At 72.0% G+C, this 25,864-nt stretch carries 27 protein-coding genes; 17 read left to right on the forward strand and 10 right to left on the reverse strand.

What is annotated here, in order from left to right; all coding sequences use genetic code 11:
- Positions 1 to 55: 55 nt before the first annotated feature.
- The 4 genes from ABD385_RS22595 to ABD385_RS22610 are packed head-to-tail and all read right to left on the reverse strand — an operon-like array spanning position 56 to position 3,496.
- The gene (locus tag ABD385_RS22595; protein WP_344579029.1) at positions 56 to 1,159 is read right to left on the reverse strand and encodes an NAD(P)H-dependent flavin oxidoreductase; all 1,104 of its coding nucleotides are present in this window, start codon (positions 1,157 to 1,159) and stop codon (positions 56 to 58) included.
- Entirely contained in the window at positions 1,156 to 1,884 is a 729-nt protein-coding gene (locus tag ABD385_RS22600) for a CoA-transferase subunit beta (protein ID WP_344579030.1), read from the reverse strand. The genes ABD385_RS22595 and ABD385_RS22600 overlap by 4 nt, the downstream gene beginning before the upstream one ends.
- A complete protein-coding gene (locus ABD385_RS22605) occupies positions 1,881 to 2,720 on the reverse strand; it encodes a CoA transferase subunit A (protein WP_344579032.1) in 840 nt (279 codons plus the stop codon). Before ABD385_RS22605 ends, ABD385_RS22600 begins: the two co-directional genes overlap by 4 nt.
- Positions 2,717 to 3,496: an enoyl-CoA hydratase family protein gene (locus ABD385_RS22610; protein WP_344579034.1), complete on the reverse strand. Its 780-nt coding sequence runs from the start codon at positions 3,494 to 3,496 to the stop codon at positions 2,717 to 2,719. Before ABD385_RS22610 ends, ABD385_RS22605 begins: the two co-directional genes overlap by 4 nt.
- A gap of 80 nt (positions 3,497 to 3,576) precedes the next feature.
- On the opposite strand from ABD385_RS22610, the gene ABD385_RS22615 reads away from it, so the two are divergent.
- Together ABD385_RS22615 and ABD385_RS22620 are read left to right on the forward strand one after the other, a co-directional pair.
- A complete protein-coding gene (locus ABD385_RS22615; protein ID WP_344579036.1) occupies positions 3,577 to 4,365 on the forward strand; it encodes an SDR family oxidoreductase in 789 nt (262 codons plus the stop codon).
- 1 nt (position 4,366) lies between these two features.
- Positions 4,367 to 5,275 carry an SDR family oxidoreductase gene (locus ABD385_RS22620; protein WP_344579038.1) on the forward strand — a complete coding sequence of 303 codons (909 nt, stop codon included), beginning with the start codon at positions 4,367 to 4,369 and terminating at the stop codon, positions 5,273 to 5,275.
- A 1,083-nt stretch (positions 5,276 to 6,358) separates the two neighbouring features.
- Here the strand turns inward: ABD385_RS22620 and ABD385_RS22625 are convergent.
- The 3 genes from ABD385_RS22625 to ABD385_RS22635 form a co-directional block, all read right to left on the reverse strand.
- On the reverse strand, positions 6,359 to 6,862 hold the full coding sequence (locus ABD385_RS22625) for a glycine-rich domain-containing protein (RefSeq protein WP_344579039.1): 504 nt from the start codon (positions 6,860 to 6,862) through the stop codon (positions 6,359 to 6,361).
- Positions 6,863 to 7,158: 296 nt separating this feature from the next.
- The gene (locus ABD385_RS22630; protein WP_344579041.1) at positions 7,159 to 7,572 is read right to left on the reverse strand and encodes a DDE-type integrase/transposase/recombinase; all 414 of its coding nucleotides are present in this window, start codon (positions 7,570 to 7,572) and stop codon (positions 7,159 to 7,161) included.
- Between the two features lie 58 nt (positions 7,573 to 7,630).
- Positions 7,631 to 8,323 carry a TetR/AcrR family transcriptional regulator gene (locus ABD385_RS22635; RefSeq protein ID WP_344579043.1) on the reverse strand — a complete coding sequence of 231 codons (693 nt, stop codon included), beginning with the start codon at positions 8,321 to 8,323 and terminating at the stop codon, positions 7,631 to 7,633.
- Positions 8,324 to 8,441: 118 nt separating this feature from the next.
- On the opposite strand from ABD385_RS22635, the gene ABD385_RS22640 reads away from it, so the two are divergent.
- Both ABD385_RS22640 and ABD385_RS22645 read left to right on the forward strand, forming a co-directional pair.
- Positions 8,442 to 9,452: a glycoside hydrolase family 113 protein gene (locus tag ABD385_RS22640; protein WP_344579045.1), complete on the forward strand. Its 1,011-nt coding sequence runs from the start codon at positions 8,442 to 8,444 to the stop codon at positions 9,450 to 9,452.
- Positions 9,453 to 9,652: 200 nt separating this feature from the next.
- Positions 9,653 to 9,964, forward strand: coding sequence for a hypothetical protein (locus tag ABD385_RS22645; RefSeq protein ID WP_344579047.1), 312 nt, complete (start codon positions 9,653 to 9,655; stop codon positions 9,962 to 9,964).
- Positions 9,965 to 10,234: 270 nt separating this feature from the next.
- Here the strand turns inward: ABD385_RS22645 and ABD385_RS22650 are convergent, their stop codons facing one another.
- Positions 10,235 to 11,425, reverse strand: a complete 1,191-nt coding sequence (locus ABD385_RS22650; RefSeq protein WP_344579049.1) for an esterase-like activity of phytase family protein — start codon at positions 11,423 to 11,425, stop codon at positions 10,235 to 10,237.
- Between the two features lie 141 nt (positions 11,426 to 11,566).
- Here ABD385_RS22650 and ABD385_RS22655 point away from each other — a divergent pair, with 141 nt between their 5' ends.
- The 6 genes from ABD385_RS22655 (at position 11,567) to ABD385_RS22680 (ending at position 16,836) form a co-directional block, all read left to right on the forward strand.
- Positions 11,567 to 12,349: a 2-keto-4-pentenoate hydratase gene (locus tag ABD385_RS22655; RefSeq protein ID WP_344579051.1), complete on the forward strand. Its 783-nt coding sequence runs from the start codon at positions 11,567 to 11,569 to the stop codon at positions 12,347 to 12,349.
- An 89-nt stretch (positions 12,350 to 12,438) separates the two neighbouring features.
- The gene (locus tag ABD385_RS22660) at positions 12,439 to 13,341 is read left to right on the forward strand and encodes an acetaldehyde dehydrogenase (acetylating) (RefSeq protein ID WP_344579052.1); all 903 of its coding nucleotides are present in this window, start codon (positions 12,439 to 12,441) and stop codon (positions 13,339 to 13,341) included.
- Positions 13,338 to 14,363, forward strand: a complete 1,026-nt coding sequence (dmpG, locus tag ABD385_RS22665) for a 4-hydroxy-2-oxovalerate aldolase (protein WP_344579053.1) — start codon at positions 13,338 to 13,340, stop codon at positions 14,361 to 14,363. Before ABD385_RS22660 ends, dmpG begins: the two co-directional genes overlap by 4 nt.
- A gap of 13 nt (positions 14,364 to 14,376) precedes the next feature.
- Complete coding sequence (locus ABD385_RS22670; protein WP_344579054.1) at positions 14,377 to 15,513, forward strand: 3-ketosteroid-9-alpha-monooxygenase, oxygenase component; 1,137 nt, start codon at positions 14,377 to 14,379, stop codon at positions 15,511 to 15,513.
- Positions 15,514 to 15,524: 11 nt separating this feature from the next.
- Entirely contained in the window at positions 15,525 to 15,794 is a 270-nt protein-coding gene (locus ABD385_RS22675) for a hypothetical protein (RefSeq protein WP_344579055.1), read from the forward strand.
- Positions 15,787 to 16,836 (forward strand): 2Fe-2S iron-sulfur cluster-binding protein, encoded by a 1,050-nt coding sequence (locus ABD385_RS22680; RefSeq protein WP_344579057.1) that lies wholly within the window; start codon positions 15,787 to 15,789, stop codon positions 16,834 to 16,836. Before ABD385_RS22675 ends, ABD385_RS22680 begins: the two co-directional genes overlap by 8 nt.
- A 79-nt stretch (positions 16,837 to 16,915) precedes the next feature.
- Here ABD385_RS22680 and ABD385_RS22685 read toward each other — a convergent pair whose 3' ends face one another.
- Positions 16,916 to 17,791 (reverse strand): IclR family transcriptional regulator, encoded by an 876-nt coding sequence (locus ABD385_RS22685; protein WP_344579059.1) that lies wholly within the window; start codon positions 17,789 to 17,791, stop codon positions 16,916 to 16,918.
- A 209-nt stretch (positions 17,792 to 18,000) separates the two neighbouring features.
- On the opposite strand from ABD385_RS22685, the gene hsaA reads away from it, so the two are divergent.
- The 6 genes from hsaA to ABD385_RS22715 are packed head-to-tail and all read left to right on the forward strand — an operon-like array spanning position 18,001 to position 24,029.
- Positions 18,001 to 19,176, forward strand: coding sequence for a 3-hydroxy-9,10-secoandrosta-1,3,5(10)-triene-9,17-dione monooxygenase oxygenase subunit (gene hsaA / locus ABD385_RS22690; protein ID WP_344579061.1), 1,176 nt, complete (start codon positions 18,001 to 18,003; stop codon positions 19,174 to 19,176).
- Entirely contained in the window at positions 19,173 to 20,036 is an 864-nt protein-coding gene (hsaD, locus tag ABD385_RS22695; RefSeq protein ID WP_344579063.1) for a 4,5:9,10-diseco-3-hydroxy-5,9,17-trioxoandrosta-1(10),2-diene-4-oate hydrolase, read from the forward strand. The genes hsaA and hsaD overlap by 4 nt, the downstream gene beginning before the upstream one ends.
- 27 nt (positions 20,037 to 20,063) lie before the next feature.
- Positions 20,064 to 20,960: a VOC family protein gene (locus tag ABD385_RS22700; RefSeq protein WP_344579065.1), complete on the forward strand. Its 897-nt coding sequence runs from the start codon at positions 20,064 to 20,066 to the stop codon at positions 20,958 to 20,960.
- The gene (locus ABD385_RS22705; RefSeq protein ID WP_344579067.1) at positions 20,948 to 21,436 is read left to right on the forward strand and encodes a flavin reductase family protein; all 489 of its coding nucleotides are present in this window, start codon (positions 20,948 to 20,950) and stop codon (positions 21,434 to 21,436) included. The genes ABD385_RS22700 and ABD385_RS22705 overlap by 13 nt, the downstream gene beginning before the upstream one ends.
- Positions 21,433 to 22,341 (forward strand): MaoC/PaaZ C-terminal domain-containing protein, encoded by a 909-nt coding sequence (locus ABD385_RS22710; protein ID WP_344579069.1) that lies wholly within the window; start codon positions 21,433 to 21,435, stop codon positions 22,339 to 22,341. Before ABD385_RS22705 ends, ABD385_RS22710 begins: the two co-directional genes overlap by 4 nt.
- Before the next feature lie 26 nt (positions 22,342 to 22,367).
- Complete coding sequence (locus ABD385_RS22715) at positions 22,368 to 24,029, forward strand: FAD-binding protein (protein WP_344579071.1); 1,662 nt, start codon at positions 22,368 to 22,370, stop codon at positions 24,027 to 24,029.
- Between the two features lie 510 nt (positions 24,030 to 24,539).
- Here ABD385_RS22715 and ABD385_RS22720 read toward each other — a convergent pair.
- Positions 24,540 to 24,770 (reverse strand): hypothetical protein, encoded by a 231-nt coding sequence (locus ABD385_RS22720; protein ID WP_344579073.1) that lies wholly within the window; start codon positions 24,768 to 24,770, stop codon positions 24,540 to 24,542.
- A gap of 160 nt (positions 24,771 to 24,930) precedes the next feature.
- On the opposite strand from ABD385_RS22720, the gene ABD385_RS22725 reads away from it, so the two are divergent.
- Positions 24,931 to 25,863: a DMT family transporter gene (locus tag ABD385_RS22725; protein WP_344579074.1), complete on the forward strand. Its 933-nt coding sequence runs from the start codon at positions 24,931 to 24,933 to the stop codon at positions 25,861 to 25,863.
- Position 25,864: the final 1 nt, after the last annotated feature.

Consider the following 25,864-nt stretch of genomic DNA (forward strand, 5'->3'; position numbering starts at 1 on the left):
GGGGAGGGAGCCCGGGGCGCGGACCGGTGTCGGCCCGCACCCCGGGCGGTGGGGGTCAGCGGGGCAGGCCCGCCAGTGACCGGTGCGCCTCGGTCATGATCCTGCCGACCAGTTCGGCGCACGACGGAAGGTCCTCGATCACCCCGGCCACCTGGCCGGAGGCCATCACGCCGAGGTCGGTGCGGCCGTCCACCATCGACGCCTTGAGCAGCATCGGGGTGTTGGCCGCCAGCAGGATCTGACTCCAGGTCAGGTCCTTGCCGTGTTTCATCGCCAGCCCGTCGCGGACCATCTGGGCCCAACTCAGGCCGGACAGCTTGCGGAACGACGCGGCGTGCCGCACCGCCCGGAGCAGCGCCCTGGTGCGCCCGGAACGCTCCAGCGCCTCGACCAGTTCGCTGCGCAGCATCCGGTGCGGCAGCCCGTCGACCTTCGTGGTGACGGTGACGTCCTTGACGGCCGCCTCCAGGTAGCGCGCCTGGACCGCCGGCGGCACGGTGCTGTCCGACGTCAGCAGGAAGCGGGTGCCCATCGCGATCCCGGCCGCCCCGTAGGCGAGCGCGGCTACCAGGCCCCGGCCGTCGAAGAAGCCACCGGCGGCGATCACCGGGATGTCCACCGCGTCCACGACCTGGGGGAGCAGCACAGTGGTGGCGACGTTCCCGGTGTGCCCGCCGCCCTCGCCGCCCTGGACGACGACCGCGTCGGCGCCCCAGGCCGCGACCTTCTCGGCGTGCCGCCGGGCGCCGATGGACGGGATGACGACGACCCCGGCGTCCTTGAGCCGGGCGATCAGCTCCCGGGAGGGCGCCAGTGCGAACGAGGCGACCCGGACGCCCTCGTCGACGATGATCCGCACCCGCTCGGCGGCGTCACCGGCGTCCGCCCGCAGATTGACCCCGAACGGCTGGTCCGTGCGGGACCGGACCTCGCGGACCGCGGACCGCAACTGGTCCGGGCTCATGGTGGCGGAGGCCAGGATGCCCAGCGCGCCGGCGTCGGCGGCGGCGGACACCAGGCGGGGGCCGGCCACCCAGCCCATCCCGGTCTGCACGATCGGGTGCCGCACGCCGACCAGTTTGGTCAGTCGCGTGGCGAGGGCCGGGGCGTCCCCGGTGGTGGGGGCGGAGCCGGGGACCGGGGCGCGGTCGGCGCTCACGCCGGCACCTCGCGGTCGCGCAGCCCCTTCGGATCGATCACCTCGCGGATCAGCCGCAGCTCCTCGGCGGTCGGCTCGCGGGTGTACGGGACCTCGTCGGCCCGGCCCAGCGGGAAGCCGGTGGCCTCCTGCACCTCCTCGACGGTGACGCCCGGGTGCAGCGAGGCCAGCCGCATCGAGCGGTCCGCGGTGGCGAAGTCGAAGACGCCCAGGTTGCTGACCACCCGCGGGATGCGGTGGTAGCGGGTGGCGGACGGCCCGGCCGCGGCCGCGCGGTCGTAGCCGACCCCGCAGACCATGTCGACCTGCTCGACGAAGACCCGCCGGGAGTGCTTGGGTACCCAGTAACTCGTCGGGTTGTTCAGGGTGTTGACGGGAGCGCCGCGGACGCCGAGGAGCTGCCGGTCGGGCCGCTCCCAGTCACCGATGCAGGAGATGTTCTGGTTGCCGAACCGGTCGAGCTGGCTGGCGCCCATCATCACGTGCCGCTTGCCGCCGGTGACCATGGCCAGGTGCTGGCGGTAGGGCAGCCAGCCCTCGGCCCGCCCGTCGAGGCCGACCAGCAGCGCCTCGCCGTCGGTCAGCAACAGGTCGGGGGAGAAGGTGCGCTTGGCGAGCCGGGCGCCGATCGACGGGACGGCGCCCATCGGGCTGGCGAGCACCTCGCCGTCGTCGCGCCAGGCGTCGGCGCAGGCGAGCACGCAGTATTCGGCGCGGCTGGTCATCGGGTCTCCTCGTGCCAGGTCTGGACGGCCGCCTGGTAGTCCTTCTCGTCCCCGTGCAGGAACCGGGCGGCGAACTCCGGCCAGGGGGTGGTCGCGTAGAGCTTCTGGAACGCCTCGTCGCGGTCGTAGTCCGGGACGCAGGAGGTGAAGTGCGCGCCGTGCGGGGTCGCCACGACGCCGGTGACCGCGTGCCGCTTGACCAGCAGGGTCTGCGGGGCGGTCGACCCGAAGTCGTCCACCAGCTCCTCGCACGAGACGTAGGCGCTCTCCGCCGCCTCGCAGAACAGGTCGTCGAAGTACGGATCGGGGCCCAGGTACTGGCCGTTGCCGAGCCGGTCGGCCCGGTTGAGGTGCACCAGCGCGGCGTCCAGCCGCAGTGCGGGCATCGCCACGAAGGTCTCGCCGTCCTCGTAGGGCGAGGTGACCGTCTTCAGGTCGGGGTTGACCCGCATCACGTCCGAGCCCAGACCGGCCCGGATGGGGAGGAACGGCAGCCGGTTGGCGGCCGCCCGCAGCCCCCACATGAACATCGCCTCGTCGATCTCGCTCAGCTCGAAGCCGCCGGCCTGCCGGGCCGCGCGGAAGTGCGGCTCCAACGGGATCGAGTCCAGCGTGGCGAACGCGGTGACCAGCTTGCGGATCTTCCCGGCGGCGGCCAGCAGCCCCACGTCCGGTCCGCCGTAGGAGACCACGGTCAGATCGGTGACGTCGGACCGCAGCAGCGCCCGGACCAGTGCCATCGGCTTGCGGCGGGAGCCCCAGCCGCCGATGCCCAGGGTCATCCCGCTGTGCAGTCGCGCCACGACGTCCTCGGGGGTCATGGTCTTGTCGGTCACGATCGGTCCTCCTCGTCCTTGTGGGGCCCGTCGGCGCCGAAGGCGTCGCGGACCCGGTCCGCGACCCCGCTGAGGTTGGCCTCGAAGGTGAAGCCCTGCTCGAAGCGGTAGCTACGGCGTACGTCGACCGGGTCGATGCCGTTGATGGCGGCCTTGGCGAGCCGGATGAGGAAGCCGTCCTTGCGGGCGATCTCCCGAGCCAACTCCATTGCCGCGTCGGACAGTTCGTCACGCGGCACGACCTTCCAGACGGAGCCGTGCGCGTGCAGTTCGTGGGCGGTGGCGGTCCGCGAGGTGTAGTACAGCGCCCGCATCAGGTGCTGGGGGACCAGCCGGGCCAGGTGGGTGGCGGCGCCCAGCGCGCCGCGGTCCAGTTCGGGCAGGCCGAAGGTGGCGTCGTGGCTCGCCACGATCGCGTCCGCGTTGCCCACCAGGCCGATGCCGCCGCCCAGGCAGAAGCCGTGCACGGCGGCGACCACCGGCACTTCGCACTCGTAGACCGCGGCGAACGCCTCGGCGCAGCCGCGGTTGGCGCCGATCAGTGCCCCGTGGCCGCCGGCCGCGGTGTCCCGCTGCATCTCCTTGATGTCGACGCCGGCGTTGAACCCGCGACCCGCGGCGGTGAGCACCACGCACCGGACGTCCGGATCGCGGCCGGCGGCCCGTACGGCGTCGGCGAGGTCGTACCAGCCCTGTACGGGCAGTGCGTTGACCGGGGGGAAGTCGACGGTGACGACCGCGACGCCCTGGTCGGGTGCGGAGGTGGAGACACCCATGAGCAGATCAGCTACCTTTCCACCAAGCGTTTGTTAGGTAGCGAAGTTAGCAGCGGATCGCCCGCCGCGGGAGGTACCAGTTGTCCCTGAACCTCGATCTGACCGGACGGGTCGCCGTCGTCACCGGCGGTACCCGGGGCGTCGGCGCCGGCATCGCCCGGTCCTTCCTCCGGGCCGGCGCCAAGGTTGTGGTGTGCGCCCGGCGCCCCCCGGACGCCGCCGTCACCGCCGACGGCCGCACCGCCCGCTTCCACGCCGTGGACCTGCGGGAACCCGCCGCCGTCCAGGAGTTCTTCCAGGGCGTCGCGGCCGACCACGGGCGGCTGGACTGCCTGGTCAACAACGCCGGCGGCAGCCCCTACCGGCTGCTCGACGGCACCACCGCCGAACGCCACGCCCGCGTCGTGGAACTCAATCTCATCGCCCCGTTGACCGCCGCGCTCGCCGCCTACGAGGTGATGCGCGACCAGCCCGAAGGCGGCTCGGTGATCATGATCGGCAGCGTCAGCGGCACCCGCCCCTCACCCGGCACCGCCGCGTACGGCGCCGCCAAGGCCGGACTGGACAACCTCGCCCGCTCGATGGCCGTCGAATGGGCGCCGCACGTCCGCGTCAACACCCTCGTCCTCGGCATGGTGCGCACCGAACTGTCCGCACTGCACTACGGCGACGAGGCCGGCGTCGCCGCCGTCGGCGCGACCGTCCCGCTCGGCCGGCTCGCCGAACCCACCGAGATCGGCGACGCCTGCGTCTTCCTCGCCTCCGGCCGCGCCGGCTACGTCAGCGGCGCCAGCCTGCTCGTCCACGGCGGCGGGGAACGCCCCGCCTTCCTCGACGCCGCCACCGTCAACCACTCCAAGGAGTCATGAGATGACCGGAATCTGCACCGGACGCGTCGCCGTCGTCACCGGGGCCGGCCGGGGCTTGGGCCGCGCCCACGCCCTCGCCCTCGCCGCGGAAGGAGCCGCCGTCGTGGTCAACGACCTCGGCGTGGCGGCCGACGGCGCCGGCGCCTCCGGCGGACCCGCCCAGCAGGTCGTCGAGGAGATCCGGGCGCACGGCGGCCAGGCCGTCGCGCACACCGGCGACATCACCACCGACGACGGCGCCCGGTCCCTCGTCACCACCGCCCTGGACGCCTTCGGCCGCCTGGACGCCCTGGTGAACAACGCCGGCTTCCTGCGCGACCGGATGCTGGTCAACCTCGCCGAGGACGACTGGGACGCCGTGATGCGGGTCCACCTCAAGGGCCACTTCCTGCCCCTCAAGCACGCCGCCGCGCACTGGCGCACCGAGGCCAAAGCCGGCCGCACCCCCGACGCCCGGGTGGTCAACACCAGCTCCGGCGCCGGACTGCTGGGAAGCGTAGGCCAGGGCAACTACTCCGCGGCCAAGGCCGGCATCCTCGGCCTGACCCTCGTCGCCGCCGCCGAACTGGGCCGCTACGGAGTCCAGGTCAACGCCCTCGCCCCCGCGGCCCGCACCCGCATGACCGAACAGACCTTCGCCGACACCATGGCGGCCCCCACCGACGGCGTCTTCGACGCCATGGCCCCCGAGAACGTCTCGCCGCTCGTCGTCTGGCTGGCCTCCGCCGACAGCGCCGGCGTCACCGGCCGCGTCTTCGAAGCCGAGGCCGGCCGGATCACCGTCATGGAAGGCTGGCGCCCCGGCCCCACCGCCGACAAGGGCGCCCGACGGACCCCGTCCGAGGCCGGCGAGACGGCCCGCCACCTCCTGACGAAGGCGGAGCCGGCACGGCCGGTGTATGGCGCGTAGGGGTTGGTTTCCCACGTTGTTGGCTCTCCCGCCGTGGTGGTTGCTGTCTTTGCGCCTGCGGCGCGTTGCCGCTGCGCGGGGCTTGTAGGGAGGCCGCGGTGCCGGGTTGGTGGGAGGTGGGGTGCCCGGACTGCTGCGCTTTACGTCCGGGCACCCCACCTCCCACCAACCCGACACCTCCCGTGGATGGGTGGAAGAAAGCTGAGCGGGGGCCTGTGTTGGTGGGTTCCTGCGACTCCGTGGGTGGATTCACCTCCGTGAGCGCGCTCAGTGGCGGCGCCAGTACCAACCCACCGGGGCCCGGCCCCCACCCACCCGGTTTCAACCCACCCTCAACGGGAGGGGGCGGGACTACTCCAGTTCGCCGGGCAGGGCCCGGCACGATGCGGATCATGCAGTTGGGCAGGCGTAGACGGCCACGTCACGTCCGCTTGCGCGAGGAATGCAACGCACCGGTACGGGGGTGCGGGTCGGCTTCTAGCAGCGGCAGCAGGTGACTGCCCGTTCCGACGGTACGAGGGGGAAACGTTGGCGAGGCCATTGGGCAGTCATGCGGCGCTCCCTCGGTGAGAGAGGCGGAATGCGACCCCTCAAGCGCGTACGGGTAGTCCTCGCCGGGGATCGGCGTCTGCCGTTCGGCTACGTGCCGCGGCGTCGAGGTCGTCCACGGGTGGGACCAGGGGGTCACGGTGATAGGCGCGGGAACCGGCTCGGGGGCGAGTGCGTCGTTTTTGTTCTCGACGGTAAGGGCTCCGATCTACCTTCGCCGACGTTGGGTGTACGGAAGCCCCCGCCCTGGTGCGAGCGGGGGCTTCCAACCCGACTCCCCACCGGGGGCGCGTCCGGCTGCGGGAGACTCAGCGCCTGGTCACTCGTCGCCATTGGCTGGCGGAGCTTCCGGGGCTTCACTTCCCGGCCAGATGAACCCCCGACGCGGTGTCGAGACACTTTCCTTGCCGGCTTGCATCTGGGCGTCGCGCCATGCTTGTACGAGCGATGCGTACCGAGGGTTGATCCACTCAGTCATGGAGCCTCCAATCCAGTGCCCGACGTACGCCCAATTGGCCAGCCAGCTAGGAAGGTTCACTCGCGGGGGTCTTGGGGTGTGAGCATCGGCTTGATGGCGCATTCCGTGGAGTGCTGGCAGTTTGCCGCCACGGACACCAAGGGGGCACCAATACCGGCAGGCGGCCCCCAGAGTTCCTCATCGACGTTGTAGCCGCACTCCCGGATTCTGTCGCGGGTGCGCCCCAGGACGCTGGGGTCGCAGTTCATCGGGTCCCAGCCGGGGAAGTGATGCACGAGGTCTCCGCCCAGATGCTCGCACAGATCCGCGTACACCTTGGTGTGGAGGATGAGCCCGTGCCAGCCTTCGTCGACCACGCGGGACGGCGCCAGGCCATGGCCAGGGAAGCGGGAGCAGGCGGCTACGTACTTCAGCCCCTCCTCGACGATCCGTTCGGCGAGGCCAAGTTCCATACCGGGGTTGTTGTCTTTCACCGTGCTGACGACGCCCGTGAAGGACGCCGCACCGACTAATGCACTTACCATGTTCATGTACGGCCTCTCGTTGAGTGCGTCGCGCATGGGGCCGTCTCCGGTCGTGATCGCTGTCCAGGCTTGGCGACCAGAGACGTGCGTTGCGCCTTTCGTGGAGCGGTGGTGGATCCTGAAGTTTCCCCGTGATGCTGGACACGTGATGTCTATGCCGCGAGGGTGTGCTGGTGCCGTTGCCTGGTCTCGGCCGGGGTGAGGTAGCCGAAGACGTTGTGCTTGCGTAGGCGTCGGCGGTTATAGAAGGTCTCGATGAAGGTGAAAACCTCGGTGCGGGCGGTGGCCCGGTCGGGCCAGGTGCGGGTGCCGATTTCTTCTTTGAGCAGGGCTCAGAAACTCTCCGCGGCCGCGTTATCAAAGCATGACCCGGTGCGCCCGCAGCTCTGCTGTAGGCCCAACTCGCCTACCTGGCATCGGAATTCAGCTGACGTGTATTCGCTGCCGTGATCCGAATGTGTGATGCATCCAGGCTGCAGGTCACCGCGGCCGTGGGCCATCTTCAGCGCGTCGACGACCAGGGATGCGCGATGGTGGTCGGCCATCGCATAGCCGACGACCTCCGGGGTGGCCAGGTCGAGCCAGCAGGCGAGGTAGAGCCAGCCTTCGGCTGTCGGGAGGAAGGTGATGTCCCCGACCAGCTTCGTGCCCGGCACACTCGCGGTGAAGTCGCGGCCGATCAGATCCGGAGCCGGGCGGGCCTTCTTGTCCGGCCGGGTCAGCGAACGGCGCCGGCGGCGCGTCATCTGCGCTGAATGGGCTGCCGAGGATGATGACGGCCGGGTGCATCGGCATGTTCCGGATCTACCGTTTGTCCAGTGGATGCCCGTTGGGTTGACTTGACGGCTGGGTGCGTCGCTCGGCGGCGTCGAACGCGGGCGCGAGCGGGGCCAGCGCCTCGCGGAGCTGGTCGCGCAGTGAGCCGGAGGGCACGACGAGTCCTCCGGCACCGAAACTCCCGGCGGCCTCTGCGCCCTCGGCCGGCCGGAGCCAGCTTTCCAATGCGATGCGAACCGCCGCGGCGACGCTCGCTGCGAGAACGCGGGCTGTGTGCGCTCCGGCGTCACCTAGGCGTTCGGCGATCACCGCCGTGAGAGGCGGCTCGATGTCGGCGGTGGTATCGAGGAACGCGTCGCGCAGCGCGGTCCGGGTGGTGATCAGCAGCAGCACCTCGTGTTTGCGCTCACCGGTCTTCGTGTACTGCTCGACCACTGCTTCGGTGACGGCGTCAGCCAGGCGCACTCCTGCGGGCTGGGCCGCGACCGCCGTCGCGATCCGCGACTCCCGGTCCGCGGTAACAGCAGAGACGATCGCCTGCTCGCGGCTTGCGAAGTAGTTGTTGTAGGTGCGCGGCGAGACCCCGGCCGCCTCGGCGATGTCCTCGACCCGCACCTGGTCCGGTCCGCGCTCCATGGCCAGACGCAGGGCCGCCTCGCGTAGCGCCTCGCGTGTGGCCTGCTTCTTCCGCTCCCGCAGCCCTGGTGGTGGTGTCGTCACGATGTCAGCATTCCACACAGGAATGCGTACACGCAAACTTGCGTGCACGCACTTTTCTTGTCAGTCTCGACCCCACCGAGACCGACAGAGAGAGGACGTCACCATGCGGGCAAGGGGAATGACCTATGACACCGGATTCGTCGTGCACGGCCAGACATCCCGCGAGCACTTCGACCCCGCGGTGGTCCGGCGCGAGCTCGCCATCATCCGCGACGACCTGCACTGCAACGCGATCCAGATCATCGGCGGTGACCCGGAGCGGCTGGAGTTGGCCGCCGGTGCCGCGGCCGAGCTCGGCCTGGAGGTCTGGTTCTCGCCCTATCCGCTGGAGCTGGATCCGGAGCAGATCCTCACGCTTTTCCGCGACTGCGCCGAGCGAGCGGAACGGTTCCGGCAGCAGGGAGCCACGGTCGTGTTCGTCGCAGGGGTCGAGCTGAGCGTGATGAACCGCGGGTTCCTGCCCGGTGAGAGCCCCGAGGAGCGGGTCGAGCAGCTGATGGGTCGACCCGAGCGGCGGGCAGAAGCGATGGGCGAGCTCGGCCTGCGCATGAACGCATTCCTCCGCGACGCTGTGGCCGCGGTCCGCGAGTGCTTCCAGGGCAAGCTCACCTACGCGTCCATCCAGTTCGAGCAGGTCGACTGGACTCCCTTCGACATTGTGACGTTCGAGCTGATCCGCTCCGCCGAAGTCGCCGACCGGTTCCGGGACGCGGTGCGCACCCTGGCGCAAGGCCCGAAGCCGCTCGCCATCACCGGGTTCGGCACCGCCGCCTACCGGGGCGCGGGAGACCGCGGTGGGCGGGTGCTGGAAGTGGTCGAGTACGACCCGGAGACCAAGGCTCCGGTACGGCTGAACGGCGTGTACGAGCGTGACGAGGCCGGCCAGGCCGCCTACCTGAGCGAACTGCTGGAGATCTTCGAGACCGAGGGCGTGGACAGTGCGTTCGTGTTCTTGTTCGCCTTGCCTGGCTACCCGCACCGCCCGGACCGCGACCCCAGGGACGACTTGGACCGGGCCGGCCTGGGCATCGTCAAACTCCTCGAAGGGCGCCGAGGGCACGCCTACCCCGACATGGGCTGGGAACCCAAGGCCGCCTTCGCCGCAGTGGCGCAGCGGTATCGGAGGTGACAGGCCCCGCGCACGGTCGCTACCGCTCGGGATCTGCGCTGCGGCGCAGTGCAGATCCCGAGCAGATGGTGGTCGGCGGCAGTGCCCGCCGCCGGACTCGAACAGGGAACACCGTGGGCCTCAAGCCGCGTTCCTCTTGCCAATTGGGCTAGACGGGGGAATGAGCGGCCCCCACGCGCGGCGCACGTCGTCGGTCGGTCATGACCACTCGTAGGACGCTCACGGCCCTCGGCGTCACCGCCGCCGTGCTCGGGGCAGGACTGGCAACCGCCGCTCCGGCATCCGCCGGCGGAATCCTGGTCTTCCTGTCTCCGTCGATGGACAACAGTTGCACCAACCACGGCACCGCAACTCAAAGCAAGGGCAAGACGAAGCACGCCAGCGGGACCGCCGGGGGACTTCTTGCCGAACTGCCCGTCGCCTCCCCGCTCAATCACTGTGGTGGTGCCGATCTGCCCGACCAATTGGGAAGCAGTACGGCCGAGGAGAGCACCGACGGGTCGGGGCGGTAACGCGCAAGCCCCCGCTCAGCTCTCCTCCACCCATCCACGGGAGGGGTCGGGTTGGTGGGAGGTGGGGTGCCCGGACGTAAAGCGCAGCAGTCCGGGCACCCCACCTCCCACCAACCCGGCACCGCGGCCGACCAGCCCCGCGCAGCGGCCCCGCCCGCCGCAGGCGAAACGGCGGGACGGCCGACAACGTAGGAGCAAGCCCCGCGCAGCGGCAACGCGCCGCAGGCGCAAACCGCAACCCCCACGGCGGAAAAGTCAAAAGCGTGGGAATTACCCAGGCCAACGGCCGAGCAGGTGGAATTTTGTGGCGCTCCCGAACAGGCCGAAGTTGTCGTCGGCCACCAGGATCAGGGCGCGGGTGCCGTCCGGGAGGCGTGGGCCCCAGGTGAGGCCTTCGACGTTGTCGGTGTTCACGCCGGTCGTGCGGGAGTCGAAGACCAGCCGCTTCGGCATCGGGTGTTCGTGGCCGGTGAGGGCCCCGCGGTCGCGGACGTCCGTGGCGCCGCGGGTGGTGGTCCAGTAGATGCGGATCGGGTAGCCGAGCCCGGAGGCGTAGGTGCGTTCCACGACCAGGAAGTCGGTGGCGTCGAGGGCCAGGACCTCGGAGGCGCCCCGGGCCGCCGCGTAGGTGTCGGGGGTGCCCGGTACGGGGGCGGTGGGGGTGTCGGTGACGCGGCCGACCTCGTAGACGTGGGCGGCCAACGGGCGTCCGGTGGTGTGGTCCTGGACCAGGAGGCGGGCGGGGCTGCCGGTCTCGGGTGTCGGTGCGGGGCCGTCCTGCACCAGTGCGCTCTCGGTGAGCGTCACGGTCCGGCTGCCGCCGGCGGTCGTGGTCAGTCCCTCCAGCGCCTCGTTGTCGCGGACGCCGGCGACCTGTCGGCCCGCGGCGTCCAGTACGGGCCGGTACGCCGGGGGGAGGGGGAGTTCTCGTAGGGCCCGGCCGGACGCCGCGTCCGTTTCGGTGACCGTTGCCGGTTGGCCTTGCGCGCCGGCGCCCTCGCTGGTCCACACCACCCGGGTGCCGCCCGTCGTCCAGCGGATCGATTCGGGGTCCACGGAGCGGCGCGGGTACGGGCGGCCGGCCTGATCGGTGAGGGTGGTGACGGCCGTGACGTCGGGCTGGCGGTGGGCGAAGCGGTAGCCGTCGAGAGGGAGGTCGAGGGTGTAGAAGCGGGCCGGTGCCCGTTCGGCGCGGTCGTCGCTCAGGGCGGCGTACCGGCCGGTGCGCGGGTCGAAGTCGATTCCGGAGAGTCCGCCGAAGGGGGTGCCGAGGGCGTCCGTGCCGGCGGGGACGGAGAGGGTGTCCAGCAGGCGCAGGGACCACGGGTGGGGCGCGTCGGCAGCGGCGGGTGTGGGGGCGGCGGATGCCGGAGCGGCCGGAATCAGGGCGGCCAGCAGGGCTGCCGCTGCGGGGCCCGTGCGGCGCCGGCCGGGTCCGGTGGAGCGGGGTAAGGCGGTCATGACATGGATATAGCAGCTGCTATTTCGGATCGGAATAACTCCCTGGCGTCGAAATCCCGCTGAGCGGGAACCCGCCCTCCCCGGTCGTCCGCCGCCGCGCTTAGCCTCCCGGAACAGACCGACCGCCCCGTGGAGGACCACATGCTCACGGACCGCCAACGGAAGCTCGCGGCACGGCAGTTGCGCGACGCCGAGCGCGCCGGCCGGCCCATCGCCCCGCTCACCGAGGAATTCTCCGCCCTCGACGCCGACGACGCCTACGAGATCCAGCTGCTCAACATCCAGGAGCGGATCCGGGCGGGCGCCACCGTCACCGGCCACAAGGTCGGGCTCTCGTCCGAGGTCATGCAGCGCATGATGGGCGTCGACGAGCCCGACTACGGCCACCTGCTGGACGACATGGAGCTGCACCCCGGCACCCCCGTCCCGCTCGCCCGGTACTGCGCCCCGCGCATCGAGGTCGAGGTCGGCTTCGTGCTGGGCGACGACCTGCCGGGCGAGGACTGCACCCCCGATGACGTCCTCGCCGCGACCGAACGGGTCGTGCCCGCACTGGAGTTGATCGACAGTCGGATCCGCGACTGGCGGATCACGCTGCCCGACACCGTCGCCGACAACGCCTCCTCGGCCGGCTACGCCATCGGCGACGGCCGCGACCCGCGCGAGCTGGACCTCAAGGCCGTCGACGCGGTGCTGCACCGCGACGCCGAGCGGATCACCGAGGGCCGCAGCGACGCCGTGCTGGGCGACCCCACCCTGGCCGTCGCCTGGCTCGCCCGGACCGTCGCCCGCTTCGGCGTGCCCCTGAAGAAGGGCCACCTGGTCCTGCCCGGCTCCTGCACCCGGGCCGTCGACGTCGCCCCCGGGGCGACGTTCACCGCCGACTTCACCGGGCTCGGCCCGGTCTCGCTCTCCTTCGTCTGACAGGCCCCGCCGACCGGGCGGCCCCGCGGCCCGGCCCGGCCACCGGTGCATCCCCAGCTCCCCTCAGCCCCTTCACCCGAGAGGTGATGATGACCCGCACGACCAAGGCCACCGCGGCCATCGTCGGTTCCGGCAACATCGGCACCGACCTGCTGTACAAGCTCCAGCGCTCCCCGCTGATCGAGCCCCGCTGGATGATCGGCGTCGACCCGGACAGCGAAGGGCTGGCCCGGGCCCGCCGCGCCGGCATCGAGGCCAGTCACGAGGGCGTGGACTGGCTCCTGGCCCAGGACGAGACCCCGGACCTGGTCTTCGAGGCCACCTCCGCCGCCGTCCACCGGGCCAACGCCCCCCGCTACGCCGAACGCGGCATCAAGGCCGTCGACCTGACCCCGGCCGCGGTCGGCCCCGCCGTCGTCCCGCCCGCCAACCTCACCGGGCACCTCGACGCCGACAACGTCAACATGATCACCTGCGGCGGTCAGGCCACCATCCCCATGGTGTACGCGGTCTCCCGGGTCGTCCCGGTCCCCTACGCGGAGATCGTCGCCTCGGTGGCGTCCGTCTCGGCAGGGCCCGGCACCCGCGCCAACATCGACGAGTTCACCCGCACCACCGCCCGCGGCATCGAGCGGATCGGCGGCGCCGGGCGGGGCAAGGCGATCATCATCCTCAACCCCGCCGAGCCGCCGGTCATCATGCGCGACACCGTCTTCTGCTCGATCCCCGAGGACGCCGACCGGGACGCCATCGCCCAGTCCGTCAAGGAGGTCGCCGAGCAGGTCGCCGGCTACGTCCCCGGCTACCGGCTGCGCGCCGAGCCGCAGTTCGACGACCCGTCGGTGGTCAACGGCGGGATGGCCCGGGTGGCCGTCTTCCTGGAGGTCGAGGGGGCCGGCGACTTCCTGCCGCCGTACGCCGGCAACCTCGACATCATGACCGCCGCCGCCACCAAGGTCGGCGAGGAGTTCGCGAAGGGCATGCAGGCATGAAGAGCTACTCCGACACCCTCGACATCCGCATCACCGACTCCTCGCTGCGTGACGGCTCGCACGCCAAGCGGCACCAGTTCACCGTCGAGCACGTCCGGTCCGTCGTCGCGGCGCTGGACGACGCCGGCGTGCCGGTGATCGAGGTCACCCACGGCGACGGGCTCGGCGGCTCCTCGTTCACCTACGGCTTCTCCAAGACGCCCGAGCAGGACCTGATCAAGACCGCCGTGGAGACCGCCCGGCAGGCGAAGATCGCGTTCCTGATGCTGCCGGGGCTCGGCGTCAAGGACGACATCCGCGCCGCGCACGGCAACGGCGCCACCGTCTGCCGGATCGCCACCCACTGCACCGAGGCCGACATCTCCGTCCAGCACTTCGGACTGGCGCGGGAGATGGGGCTGGAGACCGTCGGGTTCCTGATGATGGCGCACTCCACCACCCCCGAGGCGCTCGCCCGGCAGGGCCGCATCATGGCGGACGCCGGCTGTCAGTGCGTCTACGTCGTCGACTCGGCCGGCGCCATGGTGATGGACGACGTCACCGGGCGCGTCCAGGCACTGGTCGCCGAACTCGGCGAGGACGCCCAGGTCGGCTTCCACGGCCACGAGAACCTCGCCCTGGGCACCGGCAACTCCGTCGTCGCGATCCAGGCCGGCGCCCGCCAGATCGACGGTTCCACCCGCCGGCTGGGCGCCGGCGCCGGCAACACCGCCGTCGAGGCGCTGGTCGCGGTCTGCGCCAAGATGGGCATCCGCACCGGCATCGACGTCCTGAAGATCATCGACGCGGCGGAGGACGTGGTCCGCCCGGTGATGGACGACGAATGCCAACTCGACCGGCTGGCCCTCCTCATGGGCCACGCGGGGGTCTACTCCAGCTTCCTCAAGCACGCCTTCCGGCAGGGCGAGCGGTACGGCGTCTCCGCCGCGCAGATCCTGCTGCGGGCCGGCGAACGCCGGCTCGTCGGCGGCCAGGAGGACCAGCTCATCGACATCGCCGTCGAACTCGCGGCGCAGAAGTAGCAGGGAGAGAACGATGACCGCACTCAACGACGAGGCCCGTGTCATCGAGGCGGCCGAGCCGCCCACCCGGTTCGCCCGGGGCTGGCACTGCCTGGGCCTGGCCGGGACCTTCAAGGACGGCCAACCGCACGAGATCGAGGCGTTCGGCACCAAGCTCGTCGTCTTCCAGGGCGCGGACGACGGTGAACTGCACGTCCTCAACGCCTACTGTCCCCACATGGGCGGCAACCTCGCCCGCGGCAGCGTCAAGGGCGACACCGTCGCCTGTCCGTTCCACGACTGGCGCTGGTCCGGCAACGGCCGCTGCGCCGGCATCCCGTACGCCCGCCGGGTCCCGCCGCGGGCCCGCACCCGGGCCTGGACCGTGCTGGAGCGCAACCAGCAGCTCTACGTCTGGCACGACCCCGAGGGCAACCCGCCGCCGCCCGAGGTGACCATCCCGGAGATCGAGGGCGCCGGTCACCCCGACTGGTCCGCCTGGTCCTGGAACACGCTGCGGGTCGACAACTCCAACTGCCGCGAGATCGTCGACAACGTCGTGGACATGGCGCACTTCTACTACATCCACTACTCGTTCCCGACGTACTTCAAGAACGTCTTCGACGGGCACATCGCCACCCAGTACATGGAGTCGTCGGCGCGCGGCGACATCGAGGTGACCACCCCGGCCTCGGCCGGCGACCTCCGCTCCGACGCCTCGTACTTCGGCCCGTCCTACATGATCGACAAGCTGTGGACGGACGTGGGCGCCGGGGTCGACATGGAGTCGGTGCTCATCAACTGCCACTACCCGGTCGACGCCAACAGCTTCGTGCTGATGTACGGCGCGACCGTCAAGAAGCTGCCCGGCATGTCCGACGAGGAGGCCGCCGCGGCCGCCCAGTTGGCGTCCGAGGGGCTGAAGGTCGGCTTCGAGCAGGACGTGGAGATCTGGCGGAACAAGGCCCGGATCGACAACCCCCTGCTGACCGAGGAGGACGGCCCGGTCTACCAACTCCGCCGCTGGTACGAGCAGTTCTACGTCGACGTCGCCGACGTCAAGGACGAGATGGTGCGCCGGTTCGAGTTCGAGATCGACACCGAACGGGCCAACACGGCCTGGCGCGCCGAGGTCGCCGACAACCTCGCCCGCCGCGCGGCCGGGGCGTGACGGTGCGGCCCGTGATCTGCGGGACCTGTGGGAACCAGGTCCTCTGCGAGAAGTTCAGCCCCGCCCACACCCAGGTGCAGTGGACCGGTGACGCCGCCGACAACTGCCCGCGGATCGCCGCACGGGTGGCCGCCGGCGAAGCGAGCGCCCGGGTCCGCTCGTGCGACGCGCTGCGCGCCAGCATCGCCCGCGCGGTCGAGGACGGCACGCTGGTGGTCGCCGACAAGGACGGCAACCCGGTGCCGGACGCGACCGCGCGACCGGTGGTGGCCGATGCCTGAACCGCGCACCCACCGGCTGCGGGTCGCCGAGGTGATCGAGGAGACCGCCGACGCCCGCTCGCTGGTCTTCGCACCGCGGCAGCAACTCCCGTACAAGCCGGGGCAGTTCCTGACCTTCAAACTGCCGGGGCGGGACGGCGGGGCGGCGGCCCGCTGCTACTCCCTGGCCAGTTCCCCGCACACCGGCGAACCGATGAAGGTCACCGTCAAACGGGTGCCGGGCGGCCACGGTTCCAACTGGCTGTGCGACCACGCCCGGCCCGGCACGGAACTGGAGGTGCTGCCGCCGGCCGGCACCTTCACCCCGCCCGACCTCGACACCGACCTGCTGCTCGTCGCCGGCGGCAGCGGCATCACCCCGGTGCTGTCGGTCCTGAAGTCGGCCCTCACCGAGGGCACCGCCCGGCACGTCCTGCTCTACGCCAACCGCGCCGAGTCCGCCGTCATCTTCCGCGGCGAACTGCGCGAACTGGCCGAGGACTACCCGGACCGGTTGGTGGTGCTGCACTGGCTGGAGACCCTCCAGGGGCTGCCGGACCCGGCCCGGCTGGCCGCCGTGCTCGCTGGGCACGCCGACCGCGAGGCGTACCTGTGCGGTCCGCAGCCGCTGATGGACGCCGCCGAACAGGCCCTGCGCTCCCTGGGCGCGCCCCGGGAGCGGCTGCACCGGGAGCGGTTCTTCTCGCTCAGCGGGGCCGCGGCGTTCGAGGCACCGGAGCCGACCGGGGCGGCCGCCGCGCCCGTCCCGGTCGACCGGGACGACGCGGCGGCCGCGACCGCCCACGTCGAGCTCGACGGCGAGACCCACCAGGTCCGTTGGCCGGCCGGCACCCCGCTGCTGGACGCCCTGCTGGCCGCCGGGGTCGACGCGCCGTACTCCTGCCGCGAGGGCGCCTGCGCGGCCTGCACCTGTCGGGTCGTCAGCGGCGAGGTGTCGATGGCCCACAACGAGGTGCTGGACGCACAGGACCTGGCCGAGGGCTACGTCCTGGCCTGCCAGGCGGTCGCGGCCGGCGGCGAGGTGAAGATCAGCTACAGCTGACCGGGGCGGGCGGCGGGGGCGGCGGGCACGGTGCCCGCCGCCCCCGCCGGCGTTCGCGCGCGTTGCGGGGGCGGTGCCCTCACATCCAGTCGCTGTCCCGCATCCAGGCCAGGGTGTTCGCCATCGCCGCGGGCGACATCGGCGGGCCCAGGTGCGGCACCTGAGCGGGCCGGTGCGGCCGGACGGTGCGCCGCCCCGGCCCGAACAGCGACCGCCACACCGTCCGCGCGCAGTCCGCCACGGCCGGGGAGAGCCGGTGCAGTTCCCGGTGGGCGCCGTTGCCGGAGAGTGAGATCGCGGCGATCGCCCGGCCCGAACCGCGCAGCGGCACGGCCACGCACGACACCCCCCGGTACGCCTCCTCGTGGTCGTAGGCGACCCCGCGGGCCCGCGCCGTCGCCAGTTCGGCGCGCAGCGCCTCCGGCCGGGAGATGGTCCGTGGCGTCCGGGGCCGCAGCCCCCGCCGCACCACCTGGTCCACCACCGCGTCGTCGCTGAACGCCAGGATCGCCTTGCCGGCGGCGGTGCAGTACGCCGGCTGCCGGCCGCCCACCCGCGAGGGCACCGCGGTGTCCGCCGCCCCGCCGATCCGCTCCACGTGGACCACCTCGGCGTCGTCCAGCACCGCCAGGTGCACCAGGTGGCCGGTCGCCTCGTGCAGCTCGTGCAGGTGGGGCAGGGCGGCCCGGCGCAGCCGGTGGTGGTGCGAGGCCAGTGCGCCCAGCTCCAGCACCCCCATGCCGAGCCGGTAGCCGCGGCCCTCCCGCTCCAGCCAGCGCAACCCCTGCAACTGGTCCAGGATCCGGTGCGCCGACGAGCGCGGCACCCCCGAACGCTCCACCACCTCCGTGAGGGTGAGCCGGGCCTCGGTACTGCTGAACGCGTTCAGCACCCGCGCGGCCTTCTCCAACAACGACAGTGGTCCACAGTCGCCCCCGGCACTCTGCTCCGGCATCGGCACACCTCCCACAGCAACGGCGAAACCCCAGGTCCGGGCCGAAGCGGAGGCCCCCTATCGGGTTCTCGCGGATTGTCGCGAACGTTGCCAGCCCTCCCGCTGAGTGGGAAGAGGGTATTTCGTTTCGGAATAGTAAAGCGTAGGTTCCTGCCACCCCTGCCGCGGGACGGCGCGGCAGGGCCCTACCTCAGATCGAATGAGAGGGGATGCGCATGCGCGACGAAGACGTCCTCGCAGCGGTCCGCGAACTCGCCCCCACCCTGCGTGAACGCGCCGCCGAAGCGGAGGAACTGCGCCGGGTGCCGGACGCCTCCATCAAGGACCTCGCCGAGACCGGTTTCTTCCAGCTCCTCCAACCACGGGCGTACGGCGGACTCGCCGCCGACCCGCTGGTGTTCTACCGGGCCGTCAAGGAGATCGCCCGGGCCTGCGGTTCCACCGGCTGGGTCGCCTCGGTCGTCGGCGTCCACCCCTGGCAGGTGGCGCTCTTCGACCCGCGGGCCCAGGACGAGGTCTGGGGCGACGACCCGCAGACCCGCATCAGCTCCTCCTACGCGCCCACCAGCCAGGTCACCCCGGTCCCCGGCGGCTTCAAGGTCTCCGGCCGCTGGCACTTCTCGTCCGGCTGCGACCACGCGGACTGGGCGCTGCTCGGCGGACTGGTCACCGACGGCGACGGCAAGCCCGTCGAGGTCTACACCTTCCTCGTGCCCCGCGCCGACTACCGCATCATCGACGTGTGGGACACCGTCGGGCTGCGCGGCACCGGCAGCAACGACGTGGTCATGGACGAGGTCTTCGTCCCCGAGCACCGCGCCCTCGGCTTCGGCCCGGTCAGCGCGCGGGACTGTCCCGGCCACGCCGTCAACCCCGAACCGCTCTACCGCATGCCCTACGCCGCGGTGTTCACCACCACCATCTCCACCCCCATCGTCGGCATCGCCGAGGGCGCCTACGAGGGCTACGTCGCCGCCACCCGGGAACGCTTCCGGGTCTCCTACGGCCAGAAGGTCGTCGAGGACCCCTTCGCCCAGGTCCGGATCGCCCGCGCGGCCAGCGACATCGACGCCGCCTGGCTCCAACTCAGCCGTAACATCAGCGAGTTGTACGACCTCGCGGTGCGCGGCGAGGACCTGCCGATGGCGCTGCGCACCCGCGCCCGCCGCGACCAGGTGCTCGCCACCGAACGCGCGGTGGCCGCCGTGGACCTGCTGATGGAGAACGCCGGCGGCAAGGCCATGCGCACCGGCCCCAACCTCGTCCAGCGCGCCTGGCGCGACGCGCACACCGGCCGTGGCCACGCGGCCAACGACCCGGAACGCGCCCTCGTCCTCTTCGGCCAGGCCGCCCTCGGCCTCGACATCCAGGACACGATGCTGTGAGCACCCACGCGAACCTCAGCTACGAGAACACCTCGAAGACCGCCAGGGCCGGGGAACTCACCCTCCACTACAACGAGGCCGGCGACCCCGCCGCGCCCGCCGTGATCATGCTGCACGGCGGCGGCCCCGGCGCCTCCGGCTGGTCCAACTTCGGCCGCAACCTGCCGGTCCTCGCCGAGGACTTCCGCGTCCTGCTGGTCGACCAGCCCTGCTACGGCGCCTCCGACAAGCCCGAGCTGACCAAGGACTTCTTCTCCTTCGCGGCCGACGCCGTCGCCGCCCTCATGGACCAACTCGGCCTGGCCAAGGCCCACTTCGTCGGCAACTCGCTCGGTGGCGGAACCGCCACCCGGATGGCGCTCGACCACCCGGAGAAGGTCGACAAGCTCCTCCTCATGGGCCCCGGCGGCATCTCCGTCAACCTCTTCGCCCCCGACCCCACCGAAGGCATCAAGAAGCTCTTCGCCTTCAACGGCACCGCCGAGCCCACCCGCGCCATGATGCGCGACTTCCTCACCACCCTCGCCTACGACCCCGCCCTGGTCACCGACGAGTTCGTCGAGGAACGCTACGCCCGCGCCACCGACCCCGAGGCCAAACTCGGCAACGACCGGATGGCCGCCTCGTTCGCCAAGTGGCCCGCCGACACCATGCTCTGGCGCGAGGCCCACCGCATCACCCACCCCACCCTGCTCACCTGGGGCCGCGAGGACCGGGTCAACCCGCTCGACGGGGCCCTGGTCGCCCTCAAGGCCATCCCCGACGCCCGACTGCACGTCTTCCCGCACTGCGGCCACTGGGCACAGACCGAGAAGTTCGACGAGTTCAACCGCCTCGCCCTCGACTTCTTCCGCCACTGACGCCACCCGGCACCGAAAGGCACGGCCATGGACATCCGCTCTCTGGGCTACCTGCGCATCGAGACCGCCCGGCTCGCCGAGTGGCGCACCTACACCCTCGACATCCTCGGCATGGTCGAGGCCGAGGGCAGCACCGACGAGGTGCTGCACGTCCGCATCGACGACCGGATCCGCCGCCTCTCCTTCGAAGCCGGTGAACAGGACCGGCTGCTGGCCGCCGGCTTCGAGGTCGCCGGCGCCGCCGCACTCGCCGAAGCCGCCGCCGAACTGGAGGCCGCCGGCGTCGCGGTCAAGCACGCCGACCAGGCCACCCTCGACGACCGCCGGGTGCAGGGCCTCCTCCACTGCACGGACCCGGCCGGCAACCCGGTGGAGATCTACTGGGGCCAGGCCCAGGACCACACCCCGCTCGGCACCCCCTACGGCAACCGCTTCGTCACCGGCGACCACCTCGGACTGGGCCACGTCGTCCTGCCGGCGCCCGACATGGAAGCCGCCGTCTCCTTCTACGAGGACCTGCTCGGCTTCCAGCTGCGCGACCGGATGAAACTCCCCCCGATCGCCGTCCCGACCGGCGAAGGGGGCCGCGACCACTACTGGATGAACTTCCTCAGCCCCAACGCCCGCCACCACAGCCTCGGCCTCTACCCCGGCGCCCTGCCGCCCGGCATCGTGCACTTCATGGTCGAGCTGGAGACCCTGGACGACGTCGGCTTCTGCCTGGACCGGATGCAGAAGGCCGGCATCCCCATCGCCTCCTCCCTGGGCCGCCACTCCAACGACCACATGGTCTCCTTCTACGCCCAGGCACCCGGTGGCTTCCAGGTCGAGTACGGCTGGGACGGCCTCGTCGTCGACCCCGCCACCTGGGTCGCCAAGGAGATCACCGCCGACAGCTTCTGGGGACACCAGTGGAACGGCTGATCGAACCCACCGTGTTCCGGGACGTCCTCGGCCGGTTCGCCAGCGGCATCACCATGGTCGCCACCCTCGACGCCGACGGCGCGCCCGCCGGACTGGCCTGCCAGTCCTTCGCGTCGCTCTCCCTCGAACCACCGCTGATCCTGCTCTGCATCGGCAAGAACTCCACCAGTTGGCCGCGGATCGCGGCCGCCGGGCGCTTCGCCGTCAGCGTCCTCGCCGAGGAGCACCGCGCGGCGTGCGCCAGCCTCGCCGCGTCCGGCACCGACAAGTTCGCCGGGCTGTCCTGGCGGCCCAGCCCGCACGGCACCGTCCACCTGGACGGCGCGCTGGCCACCGTGGACTGCGCGCTGGACGCGGTCCACGAGGCCGGCGACCACCTCATCGTCACCGGCCGGGTCCTGGACCTGACCGCCCGCGAGGACGGCACGCCGCTGCTGTACTTCCGCGGCGGCTACGCAACGGGAGCCTTCGCATGACCCACTCCCTCTTCCAGAAGATGGGGGCACCGCCGATCGACGTGGCCCAGGTGACCTCCGCGCCACCCGTGCGCACCGAGGTCACCTGGGACGACCGCGACGTGCGGCTCTACCACCTCGCGCTCGGCGCGGGCGTCCCGGAGACCGACGAACGCGAACTGGCCTACGTCTACGAGCGGCACGCCCGCGGCCTCGCGGTGCTGCCCACCTTCGGCACCGTCGCCGGCGGCACCGGCGGCATCGGCTTCCAGGTCTTCGACCTGCCCGGCGTCCACCTCGACCTGGCCCAGGCACTGCACGGCGGCCAGGAGATCACCGTGCACCGCCCGCTGCCCGCCGCCGCCCGCGCCACCGCCGTCACCCACGTCCCCGCGGTGTACGACAAGGGCCGGGCCGCCGTCCTCGTCCAGGAGTCCACCCTCCTCGACGAGGACGAACGGCCCCTGCTCACCCAGCGCAACCACATCTTCGTGCAGGGCGCCGGCGGCTTCGGCGGCGACCGCGGTCCGAGCGACCCCACGCCCGTCCCGGACCGGGCCCCCGACCACCTCTTCGACCTCCCGACGATGCGTCAACAGGCCCTCCTCTACCGCCTGACCGGCGACTGGAACCCGCTGCACGCCGACCCCACCACCGCCCGCACCGCCGGCTACGACCGCCCGATCCTGCACGGCCTGTGCACCTTCGGCATGGCCGTCAAGGCCGTCACCGACCGGCTGCTGCGGTCCGACCCGACCCGGGTCACCGGCTGCCGCACCCGCTTCGCCGGAGTCTTCTTCCCGGGCGAGACGCTGCGCCTGCACCTGTGGCACCACCCCGACGGCCACGGCTACCTGCTCCGCGCCACCGCCCCGGACCGCGACGACGCCGTGGTCCTCAGCCACGCCGCCATCACCGTCCGCTGACCGCCCACCGCACCAACGGAGCTGCGATGAAAGACAGTTGGGACCACACCTACGACGTAGTGATCGCCGGGTCCGGCGCGGCCGGCTTCGCCGCCGCCCTCACCGCCCGCCTGCGCGGCCTGCGCCCCCTGATCATCGAGAAGACCGACCGCTACGGCGGCTCCACCGCCCTGTCCGGCGGCGCGATCTGGGTACCCACCAACTTCCACCTCGACGACGCCGGCCTCGGCGACACCCGGGAGAAGGCCCGCGCCTACCTCGACGCCACCATCGGCGACCGGGTCCCCGACGCCCTCAAGGACGGCTACCTCACCAACGGGCCCAAGATGGTGCGGGAGTTCCACGACCGCACCGCCGTCCGCTTCGTCTACACCCCCGGCTACTCCGACTACTTCCCCGAGGCCCTCGGCGGCTACCCGCAGGGCCGCTCCGTCGAACCCGCCGTCTTCGACTTCACCAAGCTCACCGCCGAACAGCGCGCCACCTTGCGCCGCTCCGAGCTGCCCAACTACGGCCTCACCATCACCAGTTACGACTTCCGCTACCTCAACATGGTCGCCCGCACCTGGGCCGGCCGCCGGGCCTCCGTCAAGGTCGGACTGCGCGCGGTCAAGGCCCTGGCCACCGGCGCCAAACCGCTCTCCCTCGGCGAGGCCCTGATCGCCCGGATGCGGCACTCCCTGCACGCCCTCGGCGGCGACCTGTGGCTGTCCACCCAACTCACCGGCCTGATCCAGGAGAACGACCGGATCACCGGCGTCCGGGCCCTCCGCAACGGCCGCGAGGTCACCATCCGCGCCACCGGCGGCGTCATCCTCGCCTCGGGCGGCTTCTCCCACAACCAACAACTCCGCGAGAAGCACCTGCCCGCCCCCACCTCCGCCGCCTGGACCTCGGCTTCCGAGGGGCAGACCGGTGACGCCCTCCAACTCGGCATCGAGGCCGGCGCCGCCACCGACCTCCTCGACAAGGTCTGGGGCGCCCCCTCGGTCTGCCCGCCCGGCGCACCCCCCTTCTTCCTCGTCGCCGACCGCGGCATCCCCGGCATGGTCATCGTCAACCAGGCCGGCGAGCGCTACGCCAACGAGGCCGCGCCGTACCACCAGTTCGTCGACGCGATGTACGCCGCGCACACCCCCGAGGCGTCCACCGTCCCGTCCTGGCTGATCCTCGACGCCCGATCCAAGTCCCGGTACCTCTTCACGGGCCTCTTCCCCGGCCAGCCGTTCCCCAGCAAGTGGCTCGCCGAAGGCTTCGTCAAGAAGGCCGGCTCGGTCGCCGCCCTGGCCGAGGCCACCGGCATGCCCGCCGACCGCCTCACCGCCACCCTCGACCGCTTCAACGGCTTCGCCCACGCCGGCCGGGACGAGGACTTCCACCGCGGCGACAGCGTCTACGACCGCTACTACGGCGACCCCACCCTCCCCAACCCCAACCTCGCCCCGCTCACCAAACCCCCCTACTACGCCATCCCCGTCCACCCCGGCGACATCGGCACCAAGGGCGGCCTGGTCACCGACGCCGACGCCCGCGTGCTGCGCGAGAACGGCACCCCCATCGACGGCCTCTACGCCTCCGGAAACGTCTCCGCCGCCCCCATGGGCGAGACGTACCCGGGCCCCGGCGCGACGATCGGGCCCGCGATGACGTTCAGTTGGGCGGCGGTCAACCACGTCGCGGGGCTTTAGGCCGTTTGCGCCTGGCGGCTCGGGCCTGTTCCCACGTTGTCGGGCTCCCCGCCGTGGTTGGTGTTTGCGCCTGCGGCGTGGGCCGCTGCGCGGGGCTTGTAGGGGTGCGGTGCCGGGTTGGCGGGAGGTGGGGTGCCCGGACTGCTGCGCTTTACGTCCGGGCACCCCACCTCCCGCCAACCCGTCCCCTCCCGTATGAGGGTGGAGGAGAGGCACGTCGGGGCCAGGCCAGTCGGGGCCACTGCGGGTTCGTCGTTGAAGTGAGACGGACACCGGACCACTCACCCCGGGGCCCACTCACCCGTCTTTCAACCCACCCTCAACGGGAGGGGGCGGGCCGGAGGGGGTGGTGTGCAGGACGTAAAGCGCAGCAGTCCTGCACACCACCCCCGCAGGCCCGTCACCGGCACCCAACAGCCCCGCGCAGCGGACAACGCCCGCCGCAGGCGCAACGGCGGGGAACGCCACAACGTGGGAACGTCCCGGCGGGGCCCGTAGGGCGGCCGGGCGTCAACCGATCGCCACGTGCTCCCATCGCAGCACCGACCGGGGTTCCGGCCCCGCCTGTCCCTCCGCCACCACCGGCCACGGCATCAGCAGCGGCGAGAGCCGCCCGGGGGCGACCGTGCGCCGGGCCGAGCCGCCGGGGCCCGGGCCGGCGGCGGGTGCGGAGGTGCAGCCGGCCGCGGCCAGGGAGGCGGCGGCCAGCGCGGTGGCGAGGAGGGGAGAGATGCGGCGCACGGTCTCACGGTGCGGGAGGGGCGCCGGGTGGCCAAGCGACGCGCCGGGGTGTCACGCGGACGAACGACAGCGACGGACCCTGCTGCACGACCGTGCCGGGCGGCCCGGCCGGGCTGCGGTTAGCGTCGGGGACGGGGTCGGTCGAGGGAGAGGTGGGCGCGTGACGGTGTGGGTGCCCGTCGTCTTCGCGGTGCTCGCGGCGGCCTGCAACGCGCTGTCCACGGTGCTCCAGCGCCGCGCGGCCCGCACCGTGCCGGTCTCCGGCCGGCTCCGGCTGGGCCTCTTCGCCGACCTGTTGCACCGGGCGGCGTGGCTCGGCGGGATGCTGATGGTGCTGCCGGCGGCCTGTTTCCAGGCGTTGGCGCTGTCGTCGGGCGCGCTGTCGGTGGTGCAGCCGATCTTCGTGCTGGAGCTGCCGTTGGCCCTGCTCATCGGCCGGGTGCTGCTCGGCGGGCCGGTGCCGGTGCGGATCTCCGGGCGCGGCTGGGCGGGGGTGGGCCTGTTGGTCGTGGGGTTGGGCATCGCGCTGGCGGCGGCCGCACCCACCGTCGGCCGGGACCACGCCCCGTTGAGCCGCTGGGTGCCGGCCCTGGTCGTCTGCGCGTCGGTGATCGCCGTGACGGTCGGGGCGGGGTTGCGCCGCGGGGCCGGCAGCGTGCGTGCGGCCTGCTTCGGTGCGGCGACCGCGGTGGGGTACGCGCTCACCGCCGCGCTGCTCAAGGACGCCACGCACGCCTGGCAGCGCGGCGGTCCGGCGGAGTTCTTCGTGTCGTGGCAGGCCTACGGTTTCGCGCTGACCGGGGTGCTGGCGCTGTTCATGATGGAGAACGCGATGCAGTCCGGTTCGTTGACCGCCTCCCAGCCGGTGCTCACCTTGGGGGACGCGCTGATCAGCCTGTCGTTGGGGGTGACGCTGTTCGACGAGCGGGTCCGCGTCGGCTGGTGGCTGGTGCCGGAGGCGCTGGGCTTCGGCCTGATCCTGTGGGGGGCGGTGTTGCTGTCGCAGGTTTCGCTCGCCCGTGACCTGGCGACCGGTCAGACCGGGGAACGGCTGGACCGGCCGCCGCGGGGGCGGAAGCGGGGGTGTGCTTAGC

It is taken from the genome of Streptomyces lunalinharesii (assembly GCF_039532155.1).
In the GTDB taxonomy this organism is placed as follows: Bacteria; Actinomycetota; Actinomycetes; order Streptomycetales; family Streptomycetaceae; genus Streptomyces; species Streptomyces lunalinharesii.